Here is a 24,819-nt window from a genome sequence, read left to right as displayed (position 1 = left end):
TAAAGAAGACCAAAAACGTCCACAAGGACGTTTCTAGTCTTCATCAAGGACTTTTTCAGTGGCCCCGGCTTCCACTGGTCCGGCTTTATGCTCATACAGATCCTTCTCTGAAGACCTCAGCTTCGGCTGTCCGCCGCTATGACCCTGCTTGGTAGCCAAAGATCGATAAGTAGCCAAGATAGTACGAAACAGCGAACGTAAGCAGCATGGCACCGTTAATCAGCCCGAAAAACGACCAGTCCCGTGCCTGTATCTGCATGTGATGGTAGTGTGTCCGCTCGGTGGAGCCGGTGAATCCTTTTGATTCCATCGCATTTGCCGTCCGTTCTGCCCGGCGGATCGCATTGGCCATCAGGGGAACAGCGTAGCGGCGGAACTGCAGCATCCGTGCCTTTACCCCTTTCGCTCTGCCAACTCCGCGAACCCGCTGCGCCTGCCGCAGCAGCTGAAATTCATGACGGAACAATGGCAGAAACCGGTAGCCTGCAAGCACTCCATAAGTAATGGAAGGCGGAAGTTTAAACTGCTGCATTAAACTAAGCATGAACTTCGTAGAGTCGGTCGTCAAAATAAACAGCAGCGACAAAGCCCCAAAGCAGAGAGAGCGCAAGGCAAGACTTATCCCGACAGCAACGGATCCTGTGGTCACCTCAAACCGCCAAACGGTAAATAACGTTCGGCCTTCAGCAAACGATCCTGAAGCATACAACATGCTCATCCAGGCAAACCCTGCCGCAAGCACCGTAAAAGGCAGGAAGAACAGAAGCCACTTTTTCAGCGGAACGCCGCTGAAAAATACGGTGTAGCCGATGATAAACAGTAAAAACACAAGCGGGGTGAATATATCGAAGCTGAAGCTCAGTATGACACCCGGAATGAGAACCGTCACGGCTTTCAAAGCCGGATTAAGGGAAGCTGTCATCCTGTCACCGCCTCCCGTTCCGGCTGCAGCAAGCTGCAGGACTGCAAGAGGTCCTGCTCTTTCCAAAGCTGCTGCGGTTCCCCCTCGAAAGCCGCTTCTCCGCCCTTCATGACTAACACGCGATGACAGTAGCGATCGACAAGCATCATGTCATGGGTGATCAATACAACTGCGGTTCCGCCGCTGCGCAGCTCATCAAGCATGTTCATCAAATCAGCTGTAGACGCCGCATCCTGGCCAAACGTCGGCTCGTCCAAAAACAGCACGTCTGGAATGTCGCCCAGCATGACTGCTGCACTAAGACGGCGCTTTTGACCACCGGAAAGCATAAACGGATTGTGATACCGGTGCTTCTCCAGCCGGAAGCGCCTCAACAGCGCCTCCATCCACTCTTCTGCATCATCACGTCCTGCAAGCTCCGGACCGAATAACAGCTCCTCTTGAACCGTATCGGTAATAAACTGGTGCTCCGGATTTTGGAATACAAATCCGGTACGCTTGCGAAACTGCTCCTCACCCAGTTCCTGCAAGGCTTTTCCACCGAGTTCAATACGGCCGGTGTCCAGCGGGAGCAGTCCGGCGGCTGCCTGAAGAAGTGTGGTCTTTCCAGATCCGTTTTCACCGGCAATTGCCAGCATTTCTCCGCGGTGCAGTTGAAACGAAGCGTGCTGCACGATCGCTTTTTTCCGCTTGGAGACTGTCAGGTTTTCTGCACGGAAGATTGTCTCTCCGCGGTGTGGACCCGGACTTCGCGGCGGAAGCGGATCGTATCGGAAAGGCAGATGAATGCCTTCGCGTTTAAGCAGGCTTCGTTTCGTTTGATAGATAGTATCCGGACTCCCGTCCAGCATGACGCTGCCGGCTGCAAGAAACACGGCCCGGTCTAGAAGGGACAGCCAGCGGTCAGCCTGATGCTCGATAATCAACACCGTACAGCCGCGTGATCGGCGGATTCGGCCGATCAGCTCTACCAGCTCTTCTCCTGAAGCTGGATCAAGATTGGCCGCCGGTTCATCGACGATCAGCACCTCCGGATCAAGAAGCAGCACGGAAGCAAGCGCAATCTTCTGCTTCTGGCCGCCGGACAGCTCATGAATAGCCCGGTGGCGAAAGTCGGTCATGTCTGTTTCTCTCAGCACATGATCGATTCGTTCGTCCATTACGTCTCGTGGAGCGGCAATATTTTCGAGCACAAACGCCAGCTCGTCTTCCACACTGATCATACAGAACTGACTCTCCGGGTCCTGAAACAAGACGCCGATGTGCTGTGCTGCTTCCCCTTTCCTATAGCTGGAAAGCGGTCGTCCATGCAGCCGGACCTCGCCGCGCATCGTTCCTTCCACCGCTTCTGGATAGAGTCCGTTCATGATCAGAGCGAGCGTGCTTTTCCCGCTCCCGCTCGCGCCTCCGATCAGGCAGCATTCGCCTGCCTGAAATTGAAGACTGATATCGTGAAGAAGCGGAGCTTCTTCTTCATAGGCAAAGCTGACGCGCTTAAGCTCTATGACAGGAGGTTTAGGATGCTTTTCGAATCCGTCCATGCTGTTTCACCTTCCCTAATGCATAGCCTCTGAGCACCCCCGTCTTGGCGAGCTGATCGCTGATCCATTTTCCGAGTACGCCGGCGAGCAGCGCACCGCTTGCCAATCTGACGAGCAGCGTTGCAATAATCAAGCCTGCCGGAAGTGCAGCCAGGCCGGACTGGAACCAGCCCCAGGCGTAGCTGAACAGCGCAGCGGACATCCCCGCTGCAATAAGCACCCAGAGGGAATAATTTTTCCATTTTGTCGCTGCAAACGCAGCTTCGGCACCGAGCCCCTGAATCGCCGCAGAAATGATCAACTGTGGGCCTGCCGGGCTCCCGACCAGCACCTGTACCGTGCCTGCTATCAGCTCCGACCAGAACGCAGCGCCCTTTTTCCGGATGATGTAGGCCGCTACAATGGAAACGATAAACCAAATTCCAAAAATCAGCTCATAGCCGAACGGCGCGAGGCCGAACGGCATGAGTGCATTTCGCAGACCTTGACCGAAGAAGTAAAAGCCGAGATAAATAAAGGCAAATACGACGCCGAGAATGGACATCAGGACAATTTCTTTCAGCTTCCAGTCTCTAAGCAGCATCAGCCGTTCCTCTCATTGTCTTTTTTCGACGGGCTGTTCGCAGATACTGTGGCGGTCATCGTTACGTGTCCGTGCGAGCTCGACTGCGCTGTATCAACAAATATTTCTTCAAGTGTCCCGAACACCTCATTCGCTGATCCATCGAGCCGTGACGCATAATGAACGCCTTTCGTAAACGTACCGTGCTCTTTTGCCGTTTCAACCTGGTCGGCAATGACTTGCATATACTCCGGGTTGTTCATTGGATATAGGGCGAAATGGGTCGCTGCTTCTACGTTTGTGTCGGCCGATGCTTCTTTATTCAAGCGCATGCCGTCTTCTGACATATACGTGTCGCCCTCACTGTCTCCAGGACAGCCGATCGAAAACGTACCGTTAAACACCGTGTGCGTGCCGTTCTTTGCCGCTTGTACGAATACAGCTTCAGCGACATCAAAAACGTGCTCACTCCTGCCGCGGACACAGGTCGTAATATCATCTGTCTGCATCCATACTTTCGACGTATCAACCTCTTGCAAAGCGGATTTGATAATGTCCGCAAACTGATCGGACATCGGATATACCGCAAAGCGCACTCCTACAATTCTGCTTGTTCCACAACTGACCTGACTCATTGAAACATTCCTCCAGCCGGCGGCGAACGCCAGATTATTTTACGATTCGAACGAAAAAAAGACAGTCCCCCCGCGGGACTGTCTTACATGCTGAAAATTCATTTATTCTGACAGGCGGCACCGAAAAAAAAGAGCATCTTCATGATCAGTCTCAGAAGATGCAGGTAACCGGCAAAGAAAGCCGCCTGCACTTCCCCACGCTGGTATTATCCAGTTCGGGTTCAAAGGGTTAACGGGAAGACCCGTCTCTCAGCATTGCAGCACCCCCAGTGCGTTCCGTATCGAATTGTAGCCTCATTGTACCCTTTCAAGCGGTACTCTGTAAAGCCCGCTGCCGAAAAGCACCTCTTCCCTGCGAACAAACCCGGCCCTTGCAGCAAAGCGAGAGCCTGCTGCAGGCTCCTATTGTCTGATCGTTTAGGAAGCAGGTTCTTCCCCCGCCTCAGGCTGCGCAGGTGCTGCCACTCGCTCCAGTACAAGGAGCAGTTTGTCACGAAGCTTCGTCAGCCGCTCCAGATCAGCAGCGGACGGGACGGGACCCGCTGCAGCCGGCAGGTACAGGCGCCTGTTCAGCTCAAGCTGTATCCACGGAATATCTGTCCGCGGTCCGTGCAGCTGCGTAATGTACCCGCCTCTGAACGGGGCGTTTACAAGCACAAGCGGGATTCCTTCTACCATTTCATCTGCAAACTCCCGTTCCAGCTCCTGCTTAAACAGCTGCATGAATTCCGGCGGCGCCGTGATCGTCTCTGTCTCTCTGCCTCCGCCTGCACTGCCGCGGTTGCTGATGCACATTAACGGACGCTGTTCCCACGTATTGCCGTCCTTAGCCGGTCCAATGTCCAGCATCGTATGGCAATCCACTGCAAAACGCAGCCCTTCTTCACTAGATGCATGCATCAGCTTTTGATGATACGGAGCATGTACGGCTTCAATCAGACTATTCGTTTCCTCGTCGCTCAACGGTTCGCTCCACACCTGCTGGCCGTCGACAGTGAGCGTTTTGACAATTCCGTCCGGATTTGCTGGAGGACGGTCCGTCGGATCCCTGTTCAGGTCAATGACGACCCTGGCAGTATCAGCTGCCATAAACGTCTGCACGCTGCCGCGGAAATCAAACAGCTCCTGCGTCCACGTGTCGCCGTCACGAACAACGTCCGCCTCGGACAGCAGCAGTCTTTCTTTTAAATGGTCCGGCATATGCGATCCCCCGTGAGGGACTGAAATCAAAATCGGAAGGAGAGCTTGCTTCATGTAGATTCCTCCTGCAGGTAAAGTGCTAACAGGACTGCCCGCTGTACAAGCTCACTTCGATGCATCGCCTCATCCGGCGTATACAGCCTTCTGCTTGCCGGTGAAAATCCGCAAATACACGGAATATGCTCCGGTACGACTCCGGACGCTGTCGCCAGCAAGCTTGATTCTGTTCCAAAAGGCAGCTGATAGGCCTTTGCCCAGTGCTCCAGCCGCTCCAACATCGGGTGACTCTTTTGCCGTCTCAGCGGCGGCCGGGCTGTGATTTGTTCAATGTACGTTTTCATTCCCGTACGACCTGGTCTGAACAGCTTTTTCATTTGTTCTTCTGCTTCTTCTGCCAGCTTATCGTCCAAATAAGTAACGGCAATCGTTGCTGTGACGCGATGCGGCATGAGGACGCTGTACCGTTCGGATTGAATATCCTGGACGGAGACAGCGATCTTTTTTCGGCGGCTGCTTAACTCACGCAGACTCGCTGTCTGATCCAGAAACCACGTAAGCACGTCAAGCGGCTGGCTTTTTCTGCCGATGCGCTCCGGGTCTCCCTCCGCAATGATGTGATAGTCACGTGAACCGCGGCGCTGATCGACGACTTTTCCTTCCACAAAGCCCGGCTGCAGCACGATAACATCCTCAGCCTCTGCCGCTGCTTTTTCGAGCATCGCAGAGGAATAGCGCATCCCGCGTCCTTCATCAGCATAAAAGAAAATACCCGTTTTCGTGCCCGCAAGCTTTTTCTCATCCTTCAGTGCCTTCAAGGCTGCAAGAGCTGTTGTAATTCCCGCGCGGCTGGAGGCGACCCCTTCGCCATAAATCCATTCCTGCTCCTTTCGAAACGAGAGCGGATAACCGGTTCGCTTCCCCGGCACATCGATCGGAACCACGAGAAGCGTTCCTCCTTTAAGACCTGCCTTCGTTTCCCACGTCCATGCCGACCTGCCGTTAGTCAGTTCGGGAACTTCCTTCAGCGACAGCTTTGCAAGCCGTTCCTCAAGCCGTTTCCGTACGCTGCTTAAGCCGACTGCATCCTCTGTTCTCGAGGAAAGATTCGTCCAGCTTTTCAGCTCTTCTTCCAGCCTGCCGCGCGTAGTGGTAAGCCGCTTAAACAATTTATCCGCAGTCGTCTTCATTTCATATGATTCCTGATCAAAGAAATCCTTGCCAAAATAGCGTTCACACGTCACATCGATCAGCCGGTTAACGAGCGCCGCATAATCCATGCCGATTTTATCGGCCGCAAACACGAGCGAGCCGTCTGCACCAAGACTGGCCATTGAGTTCACTTCCAAAATATACGGGTTCCCTTCCCGGTCAATGCGGAAGTCGACCCTCGCACTGTCATGACAGTGAAGCGCATTAAACGTCTGTACAGCCAGCTCTTTCACTCGTTCTGTTTCTTCATCGGAGAGCGGCGCCGGGCAGACTTTTTCGACGGTCCGGCCGCTTTGATTTTTCTTGTCTTCAAACGTATAAATTTGCGGACCTTCCCCGAATACGAGTTCAACCGGCGGAAGTGCTTCTACCGGATTGTTGCCGATCAGCGCTACGTTTACTTCCCGGCCTTCGATGTACTCTTCTACGAGCGTCGGAGCGTTGTATGTTTCATAGATGACACGGACGCCTTCGCGAAGCTCTTCTTCGTTATGCACGATTTTCAAACCGAACGATACCGCTTCGTCCTTTGGTTTTACGATAAGAGGATAGGTAAGCGACTCCCGCAGCGGGCTGTCCGGCTTATCAAGAACAGCAAATTTTGGTGTAGGCAGCCCCTGCTGCATGAGCAGGATTTTTGTCACAACTTTATCGAGCGCTAGAGCATGCGTTTCCGGACCTGAACCGACGTAAGGAATGCCGAGCATTTCCAGCATGCCGGGCACGTGCATGTATCTGCCGCGCCCTTGGATACCGTAGCTTAAGTTGAAAACAAGACCAGGCCGCTCTCCTAAAATAACGGAGGGCATAAAATCTTCCAGGTTTTGAATCAGGTTTTTATCGCCTTCAAACGTTTTTACTTCGTGCCCGCCTTTTTTCAATCCTTCCCGAATGAGCCGGATCGTTTCCAAACCATATTTCTCCCGATTCTGCGTTCCAAATAAGTTAATGACGGCTTGGCTTTCTCTGTTGTACACCACTGCTATTTTCACGCAAACACACCCTTCTTCCTAATAGTAGTCATTAATGAGTCTGTTCCGGCCCTTCTGCCGTGCCATCACGGCGCGGGTCTGCAACTCCCTGGTACTTTTCCCAAAACCGTACAGGAAGCTGGACTCCCTGAACACAGCCCGTATAAAAACTGTACGCATCTTTTCGCTGCAGTTTAAAACTGGCCAGCTGCAGCGCTTCATACACCTGCTTGGAAAAACGGTCTTTTTCGATCATCAGTTCACCCTGGTCAGACGCATGGAAACGCGGTGCGGCAATGGCATCCTCCAGTGACTCACCTTTATCAATCAGCCGCACGATCACCTGTGCAAGAGTTGTTGAAATACGGGCACTTCCTGGGCTGCCGAGCAGATACTGAATTTTACCGCGTTTTTTAATCAGTACCGGCGCAACGCTGCTCCACGGCACCCCGCCCGGAAGCAGAAAATAAGGATGCGTTTTATCTTTGTATTCAAATGCACTCATGTAATTGTTATAAAAAAAGCCAAGTCCTTTTGCCATCCGCTTGCTGCCGAATACGAGCTCCACAGACTGCGTAATGCCTACGGTATTCCCGTCTTTATCGGTTACAGACAAATGTGTCGTTTCCCCTGATACCGGCGGTGCTGCGAAGGTATCTTGAAGCGCCAGCTTATGAATGTCCCGGATCCGCTTTGTAATTTCGGAAGCATATCCTTTATCGACCATCATTTGCGAAACAGATTGCAAATAGTGGTCTGGGGAAACGGGCATCCGCTGGCGGTAATTTAACGCAAATCGGAAGGCAAGTGCTAAAATCACTGCACCGGCCGGAGTATCCGGATCCAGCTCGTCAGGCTCAAATCCTTCCAGGGTATTTAATATTTGAACGAGCACTCTCCCGGCTCCCGGCGGCGGATACGTGACGATCTCCATGCCGCGGTAGCTGCTCTCAAGCACTTCCCTTTCCACCGGCAGGGGGATTTGCTGCAGGTCCACTTCTGTAATCAGTCCGCCGCGCTCTTCCATATCCTGCAAGATCTTTTTCCCGATGCTGCCGGTGTAAAAATCTCGCCAGCCTTCTGCTGCCATCGCCCGGAACGTGGCAGCAAGCTCCGGCTGCTTTAGTATACTGCCTGCCTTCAGCGGCTTCCCTTTTGCAAAATACCGCTTCAGAATGAGCGGATCTTTTCGAAGCTGCTCAGCTTCTTTTACGATTTTACTGTGAATGAGCGACGTCACTTCCACCCCCTCTTCTGCCGCGCGGATGGATGGAGCGAGTACTTCTTCGAGCGAAAGGCTTCCGTAATTCTCATGCAGATAGCCTAGAGCTGCCGGTGTAGACGGAACGGTGCTTGATTTTAAGCCAAGCTTAATCGCCTTTGACGGATTTTTATGCGGGGACAGGACGTAAGGGGCACGAGAAGAGCCATCCAGCGCAAATGTTTTTCCTTCATCCTCGAGGTGGACCAGAGCCATCGATTGTCCGCCGATTCCCGACGCCTGTGGTTCTGATACGCCAAGACAGAAGGCTGCGGCTACTGCTGCATCGACTGCATTGCCCCCTTTTCGAAGCATGTCCACGCCTGCCTGTGTTGCTGTAGAGGACGCGGTCGAGACCATTCCCTCACTGGACACCGCATGTGATACGGGTCTAGATTCCTTCATGACGATCCCTGCCTCTCCGGACATACATAATATTCCATTCGATAGTAAAAAAGAGCGTCTGCTGGTGAGCGTGCAGACGTATTATTTTCATTATAGAGGGAAAAGCCTCCGCATACAATCTGCAGAGCGATTCTCCACCGTATACGTCGTTATTTCTGCGAATTACGTCTCATTAATCGAAATATCATACTTCTTGATTTTTGCGTACATGGTGTTACGAGCCAGACCGAGCGCTTCCGCAGCCTTCGACACGTTGCCGTCTGATTCTTTTAGTGCCCTGGCTACGGCTTCTGCTTCTATTTCTTCAAGCGTGCCGCCTCCATGTCCGGCATGTATCTCATACTCATCTTCAAATTGAATATGAGCTTCGTCAATCTGATGATGCCCTGCCAGAAATACACCTTGCATAAGCACACTTTGGAGCTCCCTGATGTTTCCCGGCCAGCTGTACACCTCCAGCCTGCGTTTCGCGGCTTCCGTTAAGCTACTGCCTGCCGCCAGCTGTCCGAGAAGCACCTGTGCCACCTCCAGCACATCCTGCCGTTCACGCAGCGGAGGCATTGTCAGATGAATTCCCTTCAATCTGTAATACAAATCTTCCCGGAAGCGGCCTTCGCGTACTTCCTGCTTTAAATTTTTATTCGTAGCTGAAATGACCCGAACATCAACAGGAATCTGTGCTACGCTTCCGATACGCGTGATCGCTCGTTCCTGCAGCACACGCAGCAGTGATCCCTGCGCCTTTAATGACAGGTCCCCTACTTCATCCAGAAAAATTGTGCCTTTATCAGCCGCCTCAAATTTTCCCGCCTGGCCGCGGTGGCTGGCGCCGGTAAAAGCTCCTTTCTCATAGCCGAATAATTCACTTTCAACCAGCGTTTCCGGAATGGCACTGCAGTTCAGTGCTACAAACGGTCCCGAGCTTCTGCAGCCTTCTGTATGCATCGATTGAGCCATCAGCTCTTTTCCGGTTCCGCTCTCTCCGTATATGATCACAGGATAATCTGAATCGGCCGCTTTTTTTCCGAGCTCTTTCAGCTGGGTAATGCTCGGGCAGGAGCCGGCAATATCATGAAATTGGTGCAGATGCTGCTCGGAACGGTCCCGCAGCGCGACAACCGTTGTATGCTTACCGACCGAGGTGCTTCTGCCTGAAGGAAGGCGGGAAATTTCCTGGCCGACAATGCGGGAGCCAAGTTTTGACCTGGCAAGTCCGTTGGCACGAATCACTTTGCCCTTCTGCACGGTAATCATCGGAATTCCGGCCAGCCGTGACGTAACGGCCAGCTCTTCTTCGAGCATCAGCTCCTCCTCCCTGGAGCGGTCCAGCTTCATCGCCTGAGCAGCTGCTTCTGCAATCGTTTCTGTGAGACTTAACAGCATCGGATGATAATTTTCTTTTGCGGTACTGATATTTATTGCGCCCCGAAAGCACTGGTCTGCGTCATAGAGCGGACTTGCTGCGCAAGTGAGGGAATGATGCGCTTTGTAATAGTGATGCTCCCCGTGAATGACTGCCGGTCTCCTGTCATACAGAACGATCCCCATTGCATTGGTGCCCATCGCACTTTCCGACCAGTTCGTACCGATCTCCAAAAATCGATCCTTAGCAGCCGCACCCAGACTTCCGCATTTCGTCAAAATATACCCTTCTCTGTTTACAAAAACGGCCGTATACGCTTTTGAATCAAACGCATGCTCCAGCTGACGAAACAGCTGTTTGATGTGCGTTAACAACGTTTCGTCCTGCTTAAGCATCGTACGCAGCTTCCCTGCATTTACCCGTTTCGGCTGAACGGGGCTGTCGGGCAGAATACCGTAGCTTTCACAGCGCTTACGTGACGCCCCAATCAGTGACAGCTCCATGCGGGCCCCTCCTTTCAAACCGGTTCTACCGGAATCATACTAAATATTCAGAAATGTTTGTACTAATTTGAGACATCTTTGTTCATTTTTTGCACATTTTACCTGAACGCCGGAAATGAAAGCGCTTTTACAACGCATTTTACACGCTGGCATCGTTTTTGCATAGTAAATAGACTGCAAGCCATTTTCATCACTAAAAAGGAGGCACACGTATGGGTGGAAACAGAGCGGTAGCGTACATGGGGGCAGGCAAGGTTGAAGTACAGGATATTGATTATCCGGAGCTTATTTTACGGGACGGACCGGGGGTTAATCCGCTTAACGTCGGGCGCAAATGTGAACACGGGGTTATCCTCAAAGTTGTAACGACGAATATCTGCGGCAGTGACCAGCACATGGTGCGCGGACGGACGACCGCGCCAGAAGGATTGATTCTTGGACACGAAATTACTGGTGAAGTCATTGAATGCGGCCGGGATGTTGAATTTATGAAGGTCGGCGATCTCGTCTCCGTTCCATTCAATATCGCCTGCGGCCGTTGTCGAGCGTGCAAAGAACGGGATACGCATATTTGTCTGAACGTGAACCCTGACCGGCCAGGCTCTGCATACGGATATGTAGACATGGGCGGATGGGTCGGCGGACAGTCCGAATACGTCATGGTTCCTTACGCTGATTTCCAGCTGCTTCGTTTTCCGGATAAAGATAAGGCCATGGAAAAGATACGTGATTTGACGATGCTGTCTGACATCTTCCCGACCGGCTTCCACGGAGCTTACAGCGCCGGGGTATCACCAGGTAAAACCGTTTATGTTGCCGGAGCCGGGCCTGTCGGACTTGCTGCGGCTCACTCCGCTCAACTTCTAGGTGCATCTGTTGTTATCGTCGGCGATTTGATTCAGGAACGGCTGGACCAGGCGAAGAGCTTCGGATGTGAAACCATCAACCTCCGTGAACATGATGATATTGGCGAACAGATCGAACAGATTCTTGGTACAAATGAAGTAGACTGCGCGGTTGATGCAGTAGGCTTTGAAGCCTCCGCTCACGGGGCAAATGCCACCGAGGCACCGGCAACCGTGCTGAACTCCATTATGCAGCTCACCCGCGCAGGCGGAAAACTCGGTATTCCGGGACTCTACGTAACGGGAGATCCGGGTGGTGTCGATGAGGATGCAAAAGAAGGAACACTCAAAATCCGTCTCGGTCTCGGCTGGGCAAAGGCGCATACGTTTGTAACCGGTCAAACGCCGGTTATGCGTTATCACCGCGAGCTGATGAACTCCATTTTAAGCGGGAAAGCCCAGATTGCAAAAGCCGTAAACGCTACGGTTATTTCACTCGATCAGGCGCCTGACGGCTATAAGGAATTCGACGGCGGCGCCTCTAAAAAGTTCGTTATTGATCCGCATAGCATGCTGAAGTAACCATTCACGTAAAAACCGCCCGGACTAGTGTCCGGACGGTTTTTTATGCTTATGTTGATTCATGCTCCGAACGGCTGATGACCCGGTGACCGATGTCACGCCGGTAAAACAATCCTGGCCATTCCTTCTGACCGAGCACCTCATACGTCAGCTTGAACGCTTCTTCGAGTGTGGGTGCCTGCGTGGAAAGCAGAAACACTCGGCCCCCAGCTGTTTTCCAGCCTACCTGTTCGCTGTTAACAACCGATCCGGCATGGAAAAACTGCTGTGTTTCGTTAGACCGGGTCATCGGCATCGTAAACGGCTGACCCTTTTCGTAACTGCCGGGATACCCTTCAGATGCCACCACTACTGCCGCACAGGCATGATCGCTCCATTCTGGAGTCGTTTCCCGGTCATCTAGGACATCGAGCAGGACCTGCACGAGATCGCTCTTCAGGCGCGGCAGCACGACCTGCGCTTCCGGATCCCCGAAGCGGGCATTGAACTCGATCACTTTCGGTCCGTTTTCAGTAATCATCAAGCCGGCATAGAGAACACCTGTAAACGGGACGCCTTCCTGAATCATCGCTTCTGCTGCAGGACGCAGAATGCTTTCTTCTGCTTCCTGCAGCCATTTACCATCCAAATGAGGTACCGGAGAATAGGCTCCCATTCCTCCTGTGTTGGGACCCTTATCTCCCTCGTAAGCTCTTTTATGGTCCTGAGCCGTTACCATTGGAATAACGGTGCTGCCGTGGACAAATGCCATAAAAGAAAGCTCTTCTCCACTTAAATACTCTTCAATAACCACAGACGATCCTGCGTCGCCAAAAGCATTGTCGTCTAGAATATCGTGCACCGCGCGGATCGCTTCATCTACCGTTTCGGCAACGATAACGCCTTTCCCGGCTGCAAGACCATCTGCCTTTACAACGATCGGAGCTCCCTGCGAACGGATGTAGCTGACTGCCGGTTCCGCTTCGGTGAACTGCTTAAACGCAGCTGTTGGGATGCCGTATTTTTTCATAAGCTCTTTAGCAAAGGTTTTACTGCTCTCCAGCTGAGCGGCTGCCTTTGTGGGGCCGAAGACACGGACCCCTTCTGCCTGCAGGACATCTGTCAGTCCCGCTGCAAGCGGCGCTTCAGGGCCGATCACAGCCAATTCAATTTCATACTGTTCAACGAGGCGCTTCATCCCTTCATGGTCATCTTCTTTCACGTCTTCAATCGTACACTCCAGAATTTGCCCAATCGCATCGCTTCCTGGTGCTACTACAATCTCATCTGCCAGATCGGAATCCGCGAGCTTCCAGGCTAGCGCATGCTCACGTCCTCCGCTTCCAACGAGTAATATATTCATAGGTTCCTCCTGTCTGCCGATCAGTGCTTAAAGTGACGCACGCCCGTAAAGACCATCGCAAGACCGTGCTTGTTGCAAGCATCGATCGATTCCTGATCACGCTTGGATCCGCCCGGCTGAATAATCGCACGAATTCCAGCTTCTGCGGCTGCTTCCACCGTGTCCGCCATCGGGAAAAAGGCGTCAGAAGCCATAACAGAGCCTTCTGCCTGCTCTCCTGCCTGTTTAATAGCGATTTCAGCAGCTCCGATCCGGTTCATCTGCCCGGCACCGATGCCGATCGTACGGTCTTCTTTCGCAAGTACAATTGCATTGGATTTCACGTGCTTCACTACTTTCCAGGCCATTGCAATCTGCTCAAGTTCCCGATCAGACGGCTTGCGGTCTGTCGGTATTGTCACTTCGATGTCCTCATATGAGAGTGTATCTGTTTCCTGAATAAGCGCACCGCCAGATACTGTCGTCACACGGCTTTCTCCAGCATAGTGGCTCTCCATATCAATTTCAAGCAGACGGATGTTTTTCTTTTTTTGCAGAATCGTCAGTGCTTCCTCTGAAAAAGATGGAGCGAGGATAATTTCCAGAAAAATATCTTTCATCATATCGGCTGTCTCAGCATCTACTTCGCGATTGCAGGCTACTATGCCCCCAAAGATGGACACTGGATCGGCTTCATAAGCTTTTTTATACGCCTGAGCGATATCTCCGCCGATCCCGACACCGCACGGATTCATGTGCTTAACCGCTGCAGCTGCAGGCTCGTTAAAATCGCGGATAACCGCAATCGCCGCATCCGCATCATTGATGTTGTTATAAGATAGCTCTTTTCCGTGCAGCTGCTTAGCCCGGGCAATCGTAGCTGAACCGGCAAGCGGCCGCTCATAAAAGCTTGCCATTTGATGCGGGTTTTCACCGTAACGAAGCGTCTGTTTCAAGTTATATGTTTTCGTCAGCTTTTCCGGTGCGCCTTCTCCAACATGCTTCGTCATGTATTCTGCAATGAGGGCATCATAGGCAGCAGTGTGCCGGAATGCTTTAGCTGCAAGCTTTTGACGGTGTTCGTAGCTCAGTTCACCGTGCTGCTCCAGCTCATGAATCACCTTTTCATAGTCTTCGCTGTCGACAATCACTGCCACGTCCTGATGATTTTTAGCAGCCGAACGAATCATCGATGGGCCGCCGATATCGATGTTTTCAACCGCATCCTGAAACGTGGAATCCGGATTTTCAATTGTCTGCTGGAATGGATACAGGTTAACAATGACAAAGTCGATCAGCTCAATATGTTCCGAGCGGAGCGCCTGCATATGGGACTGATTTTCCCTTACGCCGAGCAAGCCTCCATGAATTGCGGGATGCAGTGTTTTCACCCGGCCGTCCATCATTTCAGGAAAACCGGTCACTTCTTCAATTCCAATTACGTCCATACCTGCTTCTTCCAGCGTTCGCTTCGTTCCGCCTGTGGAAATTATTTCGATCCCTTGATCCACAAGGTTTTGAATGAACGGCACAATACCTGATTTATCCGATACACTTACGAGTGCTCGTTTTGCCACGTGCTCTCACGCTCCTCTGCAGTTTTTCGCCAAGCTTCAATCGTTTCCGGATACAGTGAATGTTCAATACGGTGTATTTTAGCCGCGGTCGTTTCGTATGTATCCTCCGGTTCTATTGTAACAGGTTTCTGAGCAAGAATCGGGCCTGTGTCCATGCCCTCGTCAACAAGATGAACCGTAACACCAGTTACTTTTACTCCTGCATCAACGGCTTGTTCGACTGCCCGTAGACCGGGAAACGACGGCAGCAGCGATGGATGAATATTCATAATTCTGCCTTCGAATGCGCCTAGTAAAACAGGTCCGATCAGCCGCATGTAGCCGGCAAGCACGATTACATCTACCTCTCGTTCTTTTAACAGTGCAACGAGCTCTGTCTCAAACGCTTGCTTTGACTCATAATCAGATGGAGAAAAGGAAAAGAGCGGCACTCCGGCCCGCTCTGCTCTTGTTTCTACGTAAGCACCCGGCTTATCACAGACGGCCTGGCACACTTCCCCTTTAATTCTGCCTAAAACACATGCTTCCAGCACTGCCTGAAAGTTGCTTCCGCTTCCGGAAGCAAACACGGCAATCCGCATCATAGTGGAAGCTCCCCTTTCCAGTTCAACTGCCCTGTATCCGTCACGCGTCCCAGCAGAAAAGGCACCTCTCCAGTTTCTCTTAACAGGTCGAATACAGTGTCTGTATGCTCATCTGCAACAGCGAGCACCATGCCGGTTCCAGTGTTGAACGTGGTAAGCATGTCAGATTCGGTCAGGTTTCCGTTCTCACGAAGCCACGAAAACACAGGCAGCTGCGGCTGTGCATCCAGCTGTATATCGGCTCCTGCACCTTCAGTGAGCATACGTGGAATATTTTCGGTCAGGCCTCCGCCGGTAATGTGGGCAGCAGCACGGACGAACCCTTTATTATAGAGCGGCTTTAACGACTCAATATAGATTCTCGTCGGCTCCAGGAACACATCGGCGTAGCTGCTTCCCGCAGCGAATGATGCTTCGTCTTCCCAGTTTACTCCGGTATCTGTGATGATTTTGCGGACGAGCGAAAAGCCGTTACTGTGTACGCCGGAAGAAGGGAGGCCGATCAGAACGTCGCCGGCCTCTGCCTTTTGCCAGAGTGCTGATTTTTCAGCAGCTCCTACGGTAAAACCTGCGATGTCATACTCAGACGGGCTGTACAGATCCGGCATTTCTGCTGTTTCCCCGCCGATCAGGGCACACCCAGCCTGGCGGCAGCCTTCGGCTACTCCGGCGACGATTTGTTCCACAAGATCCGGATCATTTTTCCCGAGAGCGAGGTAGTCGAGAAAAAAGAGCGGTTCTGCTCCCTGAGCTGCAATATCATTTACACACATCGCTACTGCATCGATGCCGATCGTATCGTGGCGGTTCACGGTCTGCGCAATCAGCAGCTTCGTTCCGACGCCGTCTGTACCTGAAACCAGCACGGGTTCTTTCAGACCAAGCCGACTCATATCAAACATCGCTCCAAAACCGCCGAGTCCGTCCATTACTTCCGGACGCATCGTGGAACGGGCATGAGGACCAATCCGCTTCACGCCTTCATAACCCGCCTCGATATCGACTCCCGCTTTCTTGTAAGCTTCCCCCATGCTATTTGCCTCCTAATACTTTATCGTACGGATGGTCTGCTTCCGGAAAGATTTCGGTAGGATATTCTCCTGTAAAACAGGCCAGACACTGTCCGCAGTTCGGCATATTATCCGGCCTGCCAATTCCGTCCTTCAAGCCGTCCACGCTTAAATAAGCGAGTGAATCAGCGCCCATTTCTTCGCGTATATCTTCCACGGTTTTCGTAGAGGCAATCAGTTCCCCTTTTGTGGATGTATCAATACCGTAATAGCATGGATTGATAATTGGAGGCGAGCTGATGCGGACATGCACTTCCGCTGCCCCTGCTTCCTTCAGAAGACGGACGATTCTGCGGGCAGTTGTTCCCCGGACAATCGAGTCATCCACCATGACGACCCGCTTTCCTTCAACGACACCGCGAACGGCTGACAGCTTCATTTTCACACCTTGCTCCCGCAAAGCCTGGGAAGGTTGGATAAACGTTCTGCCGACGTACCGGTTTTTGATTAACCCGAGCTCATATGGAATCCCGCTCGTTTCCGCATATCCGATGGCAGCTGAAATACTGGAATCAGGAACTCCGGTGACAACATCCGCTTCAACCGGGGCCTCATCTGCCAGTTTTCTGCCGAGGTTTTTTCGCGCCATGTGAATATTAATCCCGTCAACGCTGGAGTCCGGCCTTGCAAAATAGACGTACTCCATGGAACAGATTGACCGGTTCGTCGCAAGAGAAAAGCGGTCTACGTGCATGCCTTCATCGTTGATAGTAATAAGCTCTCCCGGCTGAACATCGCGAATATATTCTGCTCCGATGATATCAAACGCACATGTCTCAGACGATACAACGTACGCTTCGCCGAGCTTTCCGATTGCAAGCGGACGAAGACCGTTCGGGTCAAGTGCTACGATCATCGCATCTTCGACAAGACATGCGAGCGCATAGGCACCTTTTACCATCGTCAGCGCGTTTTTAATTGAATCCTGCAAATTCGGATATCCACTCCGCTTTATCAAGTGAGCAATGACTTCGGTATCAGAGGTCGTCTGAAAAATACTGCCCTGATGTTCAAGCTGGTGCTTCAATGCTGTTGCATTGACGATATTGCCGTTATGGGCAAGCGCAAGACTCGAAGTCTGCGAGTTAAACAGCAGAGGCTGACAGTTTATAAAATCGCTGCCCCCTGCCGTTGTATAGCGAACGTGCCCAATCGCTCCATGGCCTTTTAAATGCTGCAGGCTGTCTGTATTGAACACATCGTTGACGAGTCCCATTCCTTTATGGATATTTAATTTATCTCCGTCTGTCACGACAATTCCGGCGCCTTCCTGGCCGCGGTGCTGCAGGCTGTGAAGTCCGTAATATGTGATGCTGGCAGCGTCTACGTGTCCCCAGACACCGAAAACGCCGCACTCTTCATTCAGCCCTTTGATTTCAGCGCGCATGCGATCGCTCCTCTCCACTTCTCCTCCAGATTACGGATCTCAGCGGAAATGATCGTTTCTCCACTGCGGTTTCTGAGCGTCAGCTGCTGGTCGTCTGTAATCGTGCCAATTTCCTCCGCATCCGGCAAATAAGCAGCGAACTGCTCCTTTTGCTCAGCCGACACGGTAAATAAATAGCCCGTTCCTTCCTCAAACAGCGCCGCCGTAACGGGGGCATCTGGAAGCGTCAACTCTGCGCCGAACGCTGTACCGAACAGCTTCTCTGCAGCTGCACATGCCATGCCGCCTTCACTGATATCATGAGCGGATTGCACGGTACCAGCCTGAATCGCTTTCAGCACCTGCTGCTGCTGTTCTTTTTCCGCTTGAAGATCTATTGGCACCACGCGGCCGCTGTAGCTGCCCTGCATAAGCTTCTGCAGTTCAGAGCCTGAAAGCTCGCCATGCACCTGTCCGAGAAAATAAACAGTATCTCCGGATGCTTTAGCCTGCTGCGTCGTGATGTGATCCAAATCATGAATCAGGCCCACCATGCCGATGACCGGTGTCGGATACACGGCACCGTTTGCCGTCTCATTGTACAGCGATACGTTTCCGCCTACGACCGGTGTTTGCAGCTCACGGCACGCCTCACTCAATCCGTCCGTTGAACGCTCCAGCTGCCAGAAAATCTCCGGCTTATCCGGACTTCCGTAGTTGAGGCAGTCCGTCACACCGAGCGGCTCGCCCCCCGAAACAACAATGTTCCGCGCTGCTTCCGTCACAGCCCGCTTTCCACCTTCATATGGATCTAGGAACAAATAGCGGGAATTGCAGTCTGTCGTCATTGCGAGCGCTTTTTTTGTGCCGCGAATACGGACGACCGCTGCATCTGAGCCAGGGCTTACAACCGTGCTTGTCCGCACCATGTAATCATACTGCCCGTAAACCCACTCTTTACTTGCAATCGTCGGCTGCTCTAAAAGACGCTCGAGCGTTTTGGATGCATCGACTTCCGGCAAATATGGCTCCTGAGCCTGAAAAGCATGGAACGATTCCGGCTCTGTAGATGGCTTGTGGTACACTGGCGCTTCTTCTGCGAGCGCGTCAACCGGCACATCGGCTGCCGTTTCTCCTGCGTGAATTAACTCCAGACGCTTCGTATCGGTTACTTCTCCCACTTCAACTGCATGCAGGCCCCACTTTTCAAACATCTCAATGAACTCCTGCTCGCTTCCCTTTTCTACTACGAGCAGCATCCGTTCCTGCGATTCGGAAAGCATCATTTCATAAGGCGTCATGTTCGTTTCACGCTGAGGCACCAGATCCAAATTCATGCGGATGCCCGAACCGGCTTTGCTCGCCATTTCAGCTGAGGAAGAAGTCAATCCTGCAGCGCCCATATCCTGAATGCCGACAAGCTTCGGATGCTTTGTTGCTTCGAGACATGCTTCAACGAGAAGCTTTTCCATAAACGGGTCGCCAACCTGCACGGCAGGACGTTTCGCCTCGGAATCCTCGCTCAATTCTTCCGACGCAAATGTCGCTCCGTGAATGCCGTCACGACCGGTGGAAGCGCCAACGTACAGCACCGGATTGCCGATCCCTTTCGCCTGGCCTTTTTGAATATCCTTATGATCGATCAACCCTACACACATGGCATTCACGAGAGGATTGCCTTCGTAACCGTCATCGAACTGAATTTCACCGCCGACAGTCGGAATACCGATACAGTTTCCGTAGCCGGCAATACCCGCTACGACACCTTCAAACAAGTAGCGGACGCGCGGATTTTTCAATTCGCCAAACCGAAGTGAATTCAGCAGGGCAACCGGCCGGGCCCCCATAGAGAACACGTCGCGGATAATGCCCCCGACTCCGGTTGCAGCACCTTCATACGGTTCAACAGCGGAAGGGTGATTGTGACTTTCGATTTTGAACACGACAGCCTGTTCATCGTCGATATCGATGATTCCGGCGCCTTCGCCCGGCCCCTGCAGAACACGCGGTCCTTCCACAGGAAACTTTTTCAGCAGCACTTTGGAATTCTTATAGCTGCAGTGCTCCGACCACATAACAGAGAACAGACCGAGCTCCGTATAGTTCGGCTTTCGGCCAAGTTCTTTTACAGCGAGCTGATACTCATCAGCAGTCATCCCCATTTCTTCATAAAGACGCTGCTCTTCAATCATTTCCGCGGATGGTTCACGAAGTAACTGCATGCTTTTCCCTCCATTGCCTTACGATAGATTCGAACAGACGGCGGCCGTCCTCTGATCCGGTCAGGGTTTCTACAGCCCGCTCCGGATGCGGCATCATGCCAAGTACGTTGCCTGCTTCGTTTATAATGCCTGCTATATCAGCGACAGACCCGTTCAGCGCTTGCCCGTACGTAAATACGATTTGGTCCTTCTGTTTCAGTTCCTCAAGCTGTTTTTCACTGCAGTAGTAGTTTCCTTCTCCGTGTGCAACCGGGATCTGCAGTGTTTCACCTGCTTCATATGCGCTCGTAAACATCGTGTCTGCTTTTTTCACCTGAAGCGGCACGGTGCGGCAGATAAAATGAAGGTCTTCGTTGCGGCGCATCGCCCCTGGAAGCAAACCGCTTTCAAGTAATATCTGAAAGCCGTTGCAGACTCCCAGCACCGGCTTTCCAGCGGCAGCTGCCTGTTTGACTGATTCCATCACCGGAGAGAAGCGTGCAATTGCCCCGGCCCGGAGGTAGTCTCCATAGGAAAACCCTCCCGGAAGGAGAATGCCGTCAAAACGGTCCAAGTCGGTCTCTGTATGCCAGACATATTCTGCCTCCTCTCCGACGGCATCGGTTACAGCGTGATACATGTCGAGATCGCAGTTCGATCCCGGAAACACGATTACGGCGAACTTCATGTGGAGATAACCTCCTCCACCTCAAAGCGGTAGTCTTCAATCACTGGGTTCGCGAGCAGCTTTTCACACATTTCCGTCACTTTCGTTTCCACTTCCTCCGGTGCTGCCTCCAGCCGAAGCTGAAGCATGCGGGAGATGCTGACAGATTCTACTTCCCCGTATCCGAGCTTATGGAGAGATTCCGTTACTGCCGTACCCTGCGGATCGAGTACGCCTTCCTTCCACGTTACGTAAACTGTCACATCATATGTCATGCTTCATGACCTCCTAATCGGGATAAAATCGTTTCATAGCCTGTCTGTAAATCACCTTGACCAAATCGGAACAAATCTTTATCAAAGGAAGCACCGGTTACCTTATCCCAAAGCCGGCACGTATCCGGTGAAATTTCGTCTGCCAGCAGGATCTCGCCGCTGCGGCGGCCAAATTCCAGCTTAAAGTCCACAAGCGTGATGCCAGCACGGTCAAACAGCTTTGAGAGCACGTCGTATACGCGGAGTGACAGCTGTTTCATCGTTTCAAGCTCTGCAGGCTCTGCCAGCTTCAGCAGGCGGATATGCTCATCATTGAGAAGCGGGTCTCCAAGTGCATCGTCCTTAAAGTAGCATTCCACTACAGGCGGATCCATGATCGTTCCACGCTCCAGTCCGGTCCGCTTTATGATGCTTCCTGCAGCGATACGGCGCACGACCACTTCAAGCGGCACGATTTCCACTGGATGTACCAGCTGTTCTGTTTCAGACAGTCTGCGGATAAAGTGGCTCGCAATTCCTTCTTCCTGCAGCCGTTCAAATATAAGCGAGCTGATCTCATTGTTAAGACGACCTTTACCGGTAAGCACTTCTTTTTTCTCTCCGTTAAATGCAGTTGCATCATCCTTATAGGCAATACGCAGAACGTCCGGATCTTCTGTTTCAAAAATACGCTTCGCTTTTCCTTCGTACAGACAAGCAGTTCCCATTACGGCATCCTCCTTCAAGGCGCTTGTGAATTATCCTTCAAGACCGAGTCTGGCAAAAATCATATCAACTTGCTTTAAATGGTGGCGGTAGTCAAAGCAGTCATCCAGCTCTGCTGCACTCAGCTTTTCCGTGATCGATCCGTCAGCTTCGATCAGCTCCCGGAACTGGCGTCCTTCTTCCCATGCCTGCATTGCTTTGGGCTGTACAAGATCATACGCTTCCTCCCGGCTCATACCTTTATCAATCAGCGTCAGCAAAACTCGCTGTGAGAAGATAAGCCCGTATGTACGTGACATATTTCGTTTCATATTATCCGGGAACACAGTCAGGTTTTTCACGATACCGGCAAACCGGTTTAGCATGTAATTCAAGGCCGTTGTGGCATCCGGGAGCATAATTCGTTCCGCTGAAGAATGAGAAATATCGCGCTCATGCCAGAGAGCCACGTTTTCATAGGCTGTGACGACGTGGCCACGTAAAATTCGTGCCAATCCTGTCATATTTTCTGAGCCGATCGGATTGCGCTTATGCGGCATAGCCGAGGAGCCCTTTTGTCCTTTAGCAAAAAATTCTTCGACCTCACGTGTTTCACTCTTTTGCAGTCCGCGGATTTCAACGGCCATCTTTTCGATCGAAGCGCCGATCAGTGCAAGCGTGGAAATATAGTGTGCGTGGCGGTCCCGCTGAAGCGTCTGCGTAGAAATAGGAGACGGCTCTAATCCGAGACCGCGGCAGACGAACTGCTCAACGAATGGATCGATGTTGGCGTACGTACCGACTGCACCGGAAAGCTTGCCGACGCGAATCGTTTCTTTTGCCTGACGGAAGCGCTCCAAATTTCGCTTCATTTCCTCATACCATAAAGCGAGCTTCAGACCAAACGTTGTAGGTTCTGCGTGAACGCCATGTGTCCGTCCCATCATCACCGTATGTTTATGCTCCTGCGCTTTGTTTTTTAGAATGTCGATGAAGCGGATAATGTCCTGTTCAATGATTTCGTTCGCCTGGAGCAGCATGTAAGAAAGCGCAGTATCGACCACGTCCGTTGACGTCAGGCCATAGTGCACCCATTTTTTCTCTTCTCCAAGCGTTTCCGAAACGGCGCGAGTGAACGCGACGACGTCATGCCTTGTTTCTTCTTCGATTTCTAAAATGCGATCTACGTTAAAGGAAGCACTGCGGCGGATTTCCGCTGCATCCTCTTTTGGAATATCACCGAGTTCGGCCCAGGCTTCACAAGCCAGAATTTCAACTTCCAGCCATGCCTGATAACGGTTTTCTTCATTCCAAATTTGCTTCATTTCCGGTCGTGTATAGCGTTCAATCATCGTTTTGTGCCCCCTGTAGCTGCTTCTTTCCATACTGGACTTTCATCGAGCTCGTGTAACAGAGCTTCCGGATCGTCTGTCAGGAAGGTAATATGTCCCATTTTCCGATTATACTTTGCCTCTTTCTTTCCATATACGTGCAGATGACCTGCCGGCAGCTGATCGAGTTCGTCCAGGCAGGGCTGCAGGTGCTGTCCCAGTAAATTAACCATGACAGCCGGCTTCAATAAGTCTGTGTTGCCAAGCGGCAGGCCGCAGACTGCCCGAATATGCTGTTCGAATTGCGACGTCTCACAGGCATTGATGGAAAAATGCCCTGAATTATGCGGTCTGGGAGCTATTTCATTGACGTAAAGCTGCTCCCCCTTAGCAAACATCTCTACTGCAAGCGTACCGGTCAACTCCAGTGATTCTGCCAGACGGCGGGCAAGCATCTCCGCTTTTTCCGCCAGGTTATCGCTGATTCTTGCGGGCACGATCGTACGGTGGAGAATGCCGTTTCGATGCTCGTTTTCCGCTATCGGAAAAACGGACATCTCTCCGGACGTGCTCCTCGTCATAATCACAGAGAGCTCCAAGTCAAATGCAATTTTCTTTTCAAGCACTAGCGGAGCAGCTTCCTTTAATTCTTCCCACGCGGTGTGGAGGTCCGACTCCGTTTGAATCACCGCCTGCCCTTTCCCGTCGTATCCGCCCCGGGTTGTTTTCAGCACCCCCGGGAGGCCGATCGATGCGACCGCATCCTTCAATCCTGCATACGTGCATACAGCTTCCCACGGCGCTGCCGGAATCCCGAATGACTGCACCGTTTCTTTCTCTTTTAAGCGGTCCTGGCTGATCTTCAAAAGTTCACTTCCCTGCGGAAGATACATATGTTCTTCGAGATATGCGGCTGTTTCAGCTGTAATATTTTCAAATTCATAGGTAAGTACATCGCAGACTTTTGCAAGTTCAGCTGCTCCATTTTGATCATCGTATCCCGAAACAATTTCATCGTCAGCGATCATGCCGCACGGAGAGTCGGCAGCAGGCTCCATCACAGCAATGCGGTAGCCCATTTCTCGTGCGGACAAGGCCATCATGCGGCCAAGCTGTCCGCCGCCAAGAATACCGATCTTTGCAGGTGGCAGCAGTCTTTTTACGTCTTTCATACGAGATCCCCCGTTTCCAGAACTTCTTTTTCTTTTGCATCACGGCGGGCTTGAAGCGCTTCGCGGACAGCGGGATCATGGACAGCAAGCTGCTGGGCTGCGAGAAGACCTGCATTGATCGCACCGGCTTTTCCAATCGCAACGGTCGCGACCGGAACTCCTGCAGGCATTTGTACGATCGATAAAAGAGAATCCATGCCGCTGAGCGCCTTGGACTGTACAGGTACGCCAATGACCGGAAGCAGTGTTTTTGCTGCTACCATACCGGGAAGATGCGCTGCTCCTCCAGCTCCGGCAATTAACACGTGCAAACCGCGGTCTGCCGCTGCTTCTGCATAGCGGAACATTTCGTCCGGTGTACGGTGAGCCGATACAACCTTAGCTTCAACCGGCACGTTTAGCTCCTTCAACGTCGCCACTGTATGTTCCATCGTTTCCCAGTCCGAAGTGGACCCCATAATAACGCCGACTTTTGCTTCCATAACTTCCTCCTTCAGCAGTAAACAGTCATAAAAAAAGTCTTACCATCCACCTGCTAGACGGCGAGAGACGGTAAGACACTGGACTGTCAG

General features: G+C 52.1%; 21 protein-coding genes and 1 riboswitch. Of the genes, 1 reads left to right on the top strand and 20 read right to left on the bottom strand.

The window, feature by feature from the left end; translation table 11 throughout:
* Positions 1-136: 136 nt before the first annotated feature.
* From ACFO4L_RS08805 to ACFO4L_RS08770, 8 genes are all read right to left on the bottom strand, one after another.
* On the bottom strand, positions 137-922 hold the full coding sequence (locus tag ACFO4L_RS08805; protein ID WP_377909312.1) for an energy-coupling factor transporter transmembrane component T family protein: 786 nt from the start codon (positions 920-922) through the stop codon (positions 137-139).
* A complete protein-coding gene (locus ACFO4L_RS08800) occupies positions 919-2,463 on the bottom strand; it encodes an ABC transporter ATP-binding protein (protein WP_377909311.1) in 1,545 nt (514 codons plus the stop codon). Before ACFO4L_RS08800 ends, ACFO4L_RS08805 begins: the two co-directional genes overlap by 4 nt.
* The gene (locus ACFO4L_RS08795) at positions 2,438-3,043 is read right to left on the bottom strand and encodes an ECF transporter S component (protein WP_377909319.1); all 606 of its coding nucleotides are present in this window, start codon (positions 3,041-3,043) and stop codon (positions 2,438-2,440) included. Before ACFO4L_RS08795 ends, ACFO4L_RS08800 begins: the two co-directional genes overlap by 26 nt.
* Before the next feature lie 2 nt (positions 3,044-3,045).
* A complete protein-coding gene (locus ACFO4L_RS08790; RefSeq protein ID WP_377909310.1) occupies positions 3,046-3,660 on the bottom strand; it encodes a YkoF family thiamine/hydroxymethylpyrimidine-binding protein in 615 nt (204 codons plus the stop codon).
* 175 nt (positions 3,661-3,835) lie between these two features.
* Positions 3,836-3,938, bottom strand: a riboswitch (TPP riboswitch).
* 139 nt (positions 3,939-4,077) lie between these two features.
* The gene (locus ACFO4L_RS08785; protein ID WP_377909309.1) at positions 4,078-4,914 is read right to left on the bottom strand and encodes an N-formylglutamate amidohydrolase; all 837 of its coding nucleotides are present in this window, start codon (positions 4,912-4,914) and stop codon (positions 4,078-4,080) included.
* Positions 4,911-7,061, bottom strand: a complete 2,151-nt coding sequence (locus tag ACFO4L_RS08780) for a M20/M25/M40 family metallo-hydrolase (RefSeq protein WP_377909308.1) — start codon at positions 7,059-7,061, stop codon at positions 4,911-4,913. The genes ACFO4L_RS08785 and ACFO4L_RS08780 overlap by 4 nt, the downstream gene beginning before the upstream one ends.
* A 31-nt stretch (positions 7,062-7,092) precedes the next feature.
* Complete coding sequence (locus ACFO4L_RS08775) at positions 7,093-8,706, bottom strand: gamma-glutamyltransferase family protein (protein ID WP_377909307.1); 1,614 nt, start codon at positions 8,704-8,706, stop codon at positions 7,093-7,095.
* Between the two features lie 162 nt (positions 8,707-8,868).
* Entirely contained in the window at positions 8,869-10,572 is a 1,704-nt protein-coding gene (locus ACFO4L_RS08770) for a sigma-54-dependent Fis family transcriptional regulator (protein WP_377909306.1), read from the bottom strand.
* 212 nt (positions 10,573-10,784) lie between these two features.
* Between ACFO4L_RS08770 and fdhA the strand changes: the two genes are divergently transcribed.
* The gene (gene fdhA, locus ACFO4L_RS08765) at positions 10,785-11,999 is read left to right on the top strand and encodes a formaldehyde dehydrogenase, glutathione-independent (protein WP_377909305.1); all 1,215 of its coding nucleotides are present in this window, start codon (positions 10,785-10,787) and stop codon (positions 11,997-11,999) included.
* A 49-nt stretch (positions 12,000-12,048) separates the two neighbouring features.
* Here the strand turns inward: fdhA and purD are convergent, their stop codons facing one another.
* The 12 genes from purD to purE are packed head-to-tail and all read right to left on the bottom strand — an operon-like array spanning position 12,049 to position 24,729.
* Positions 12,049-13,341 (bottom strand): phosphoribosylamine--glycine ligase, encoded by a 1,293-nt coding sequence (gene purD, locus ACFO4L_RS08760; protein WP_377909304.1) that lies wholly within the window; start codon positions 13,339-13,341, stop codon positions 12,049-12,051.
* 20 nt (positions 13,342-13,361) lie between these two features.
* Positions 13,362-14,897 carry a bifunctional phosphoribosylaminoimidazolecarboxamide formyltransferase/IMP cyclohydrolase gene (gene purH, locus ACFO4L_RS08755; RefSeq protein ID WP_377909303.1) on the bottom strand — a complete coding sequence of 512 codons (1,536 nt, stop codon included), beginning with the start codon at positions 14,895-14,897 and terminating at the stop codon, positions 13,362-13,364.
* Complete coding sequence (gene purN / locus ACFO4L_RS08750) at positions 14,876-15,481, bottom strand: phosphoribosylglycinamide formyltransferase (protein WP_377909302.1); 606 nt, start codon at positions 15,479-15,481, stop codon at positions 14,876-14,878. The genes purH and purN overlap by 22 nt, the downstream gene beginning before the upstream one ends.
* Positions 15,478-16,512 (bottom strand): phosphoribosylformylglycinamidine cyclo-ligase, encoded by a 1,035-nt coding sequence (gene purM / locus ACFO4L_RS08745; RefSeq protein ID WP_377909301.1) that lies wholly within the window; start codon positions 16,510-16,512, stop codon positions 15,478-15,480. Before purM ends, purN begins: the two co-directional genes overlap by 4 nt.
* A gap of 1 nt (position 16,513) precedes the next feature.
* Entirely contained in the window at positions 16,514-17,938 is a 1,425-nt protein-coding gene (gene purF / locus ACFO4L_RS08740; protein ID WP_377909300.1) for an amidophosphoribosyltransferase, read from the bottom strand.
* Complete coding sequence (gene purL, locus ACFO4L_RS08735; RefSeq protein ID WP_377909299.1) at positions 17,914-20,139, bottom strand: phosphoribosylformylglycinamidine synthase subunit PurL; 2,226 nt, start codon at positions 20,137-20,139, stop codon at positions 17,914-17,916. The genes purF and purL overlap by 25 nt, the downstream gene beginning before the upstream one ends.
* Positions 20,123-20,806 carry a phosphoribosylformylglycinamidine synthase subunit PurQ gene (gene purQ, locus ACFO4L_RS08730; protein ID WP_377909298.1) on the bottom strand — a complete coding sequence of 228 codons (684 nt, stop codon included), beginning with the start codon at positions 20,804-20,806 and terminating at the stop codon, positions 20,123-20,125. The genes purL and purQ overlap by 17 nt, the downstream gene beginning before the upstream one ends.
* Positions 20,803-21,060: a phosphoribosylformylglycinamidine synthase subunit PurS gene (gene purS, locus ACFO4L_RS08725; RefSeq protein ID WP_377909297.1), complete on the bottom strand. Its 258-nt coding sequence runs from the start codon at positions 21,058-21,060 to the stop codon at positions 20,803-20,805. Before purS ends, purQ begins: the two co-directional genes overlap by 4 nt.
* The gene (purC, locus tag ACFO4L_RS08720) at positions 21,057-21,767 is read right to left on the bottom strand and encodes a phosphoribosylaminoimidazolesuccinocarboxamide synthase (RefSeq protein WP_377909296.1); all 711 of its coding nucleotides are present in this window, start codon (positions 21,765-21,767) and stop codon (positions 21,057-21,059) included. Before purC ends, purS begins: the two co-directional genes overlap by 4 nt.
* Before the next feature lie 30 nt (positions 21,768-21,797).
* On the bottom strand, positions 21,798-23,096 hold the full coding sequence (purB, locus tag ACFO4L_RS08715) for an adenylosuccinate lyase (RefSeq protein ID WP_377909295.1): 1,299 nt from the start codon (positions 23,094-23,096) through the stop codon (positions 21,798-21,800).
* Positions 23,093-24,247, bottom strand: coding sequence for a 5-(carboxyamino)imidazole ribonucleotide synthase (gene purK, locus ACFO4L_RS08710; RefSeq protein WP_377909294.1), 1,155 nt, complete (start codon positions 24,245-24,247; stop codon positions 23,093-23,095). Before purK ends, purB begins: the two co-directional genes overlap by 4 nt.
* A complete protein-coding gene (gene purE / locus ACFO4L_RS08705; protein WP_377909293.1) occupies positions 24,244-24,729 on the bottom strand; it encodes a 5-(carboxyamino)imidazole ribonucleotide mutase in 486 nt (161 codons plus the stop codon). The genes purK and purE overlap by 4 nt, the downstream gene beginning before the upstream one ends.
* Between the last annotated feature and the right edge of the window lie 90 nt (positions 24,730-24,819).

The organism is Bacillus daqingensis (assembly GCF_042654445.1).
GTDB classification, from domain to species: Bacteria; Bacillota; Bacilli; order Bacillales; family Salisediminibacteriaceae; genus Alkalicoccus; species Alkalicoccus luteus.
This window is presented reverse-complemented; position numbering and strand designations above follow the sequence as displayed.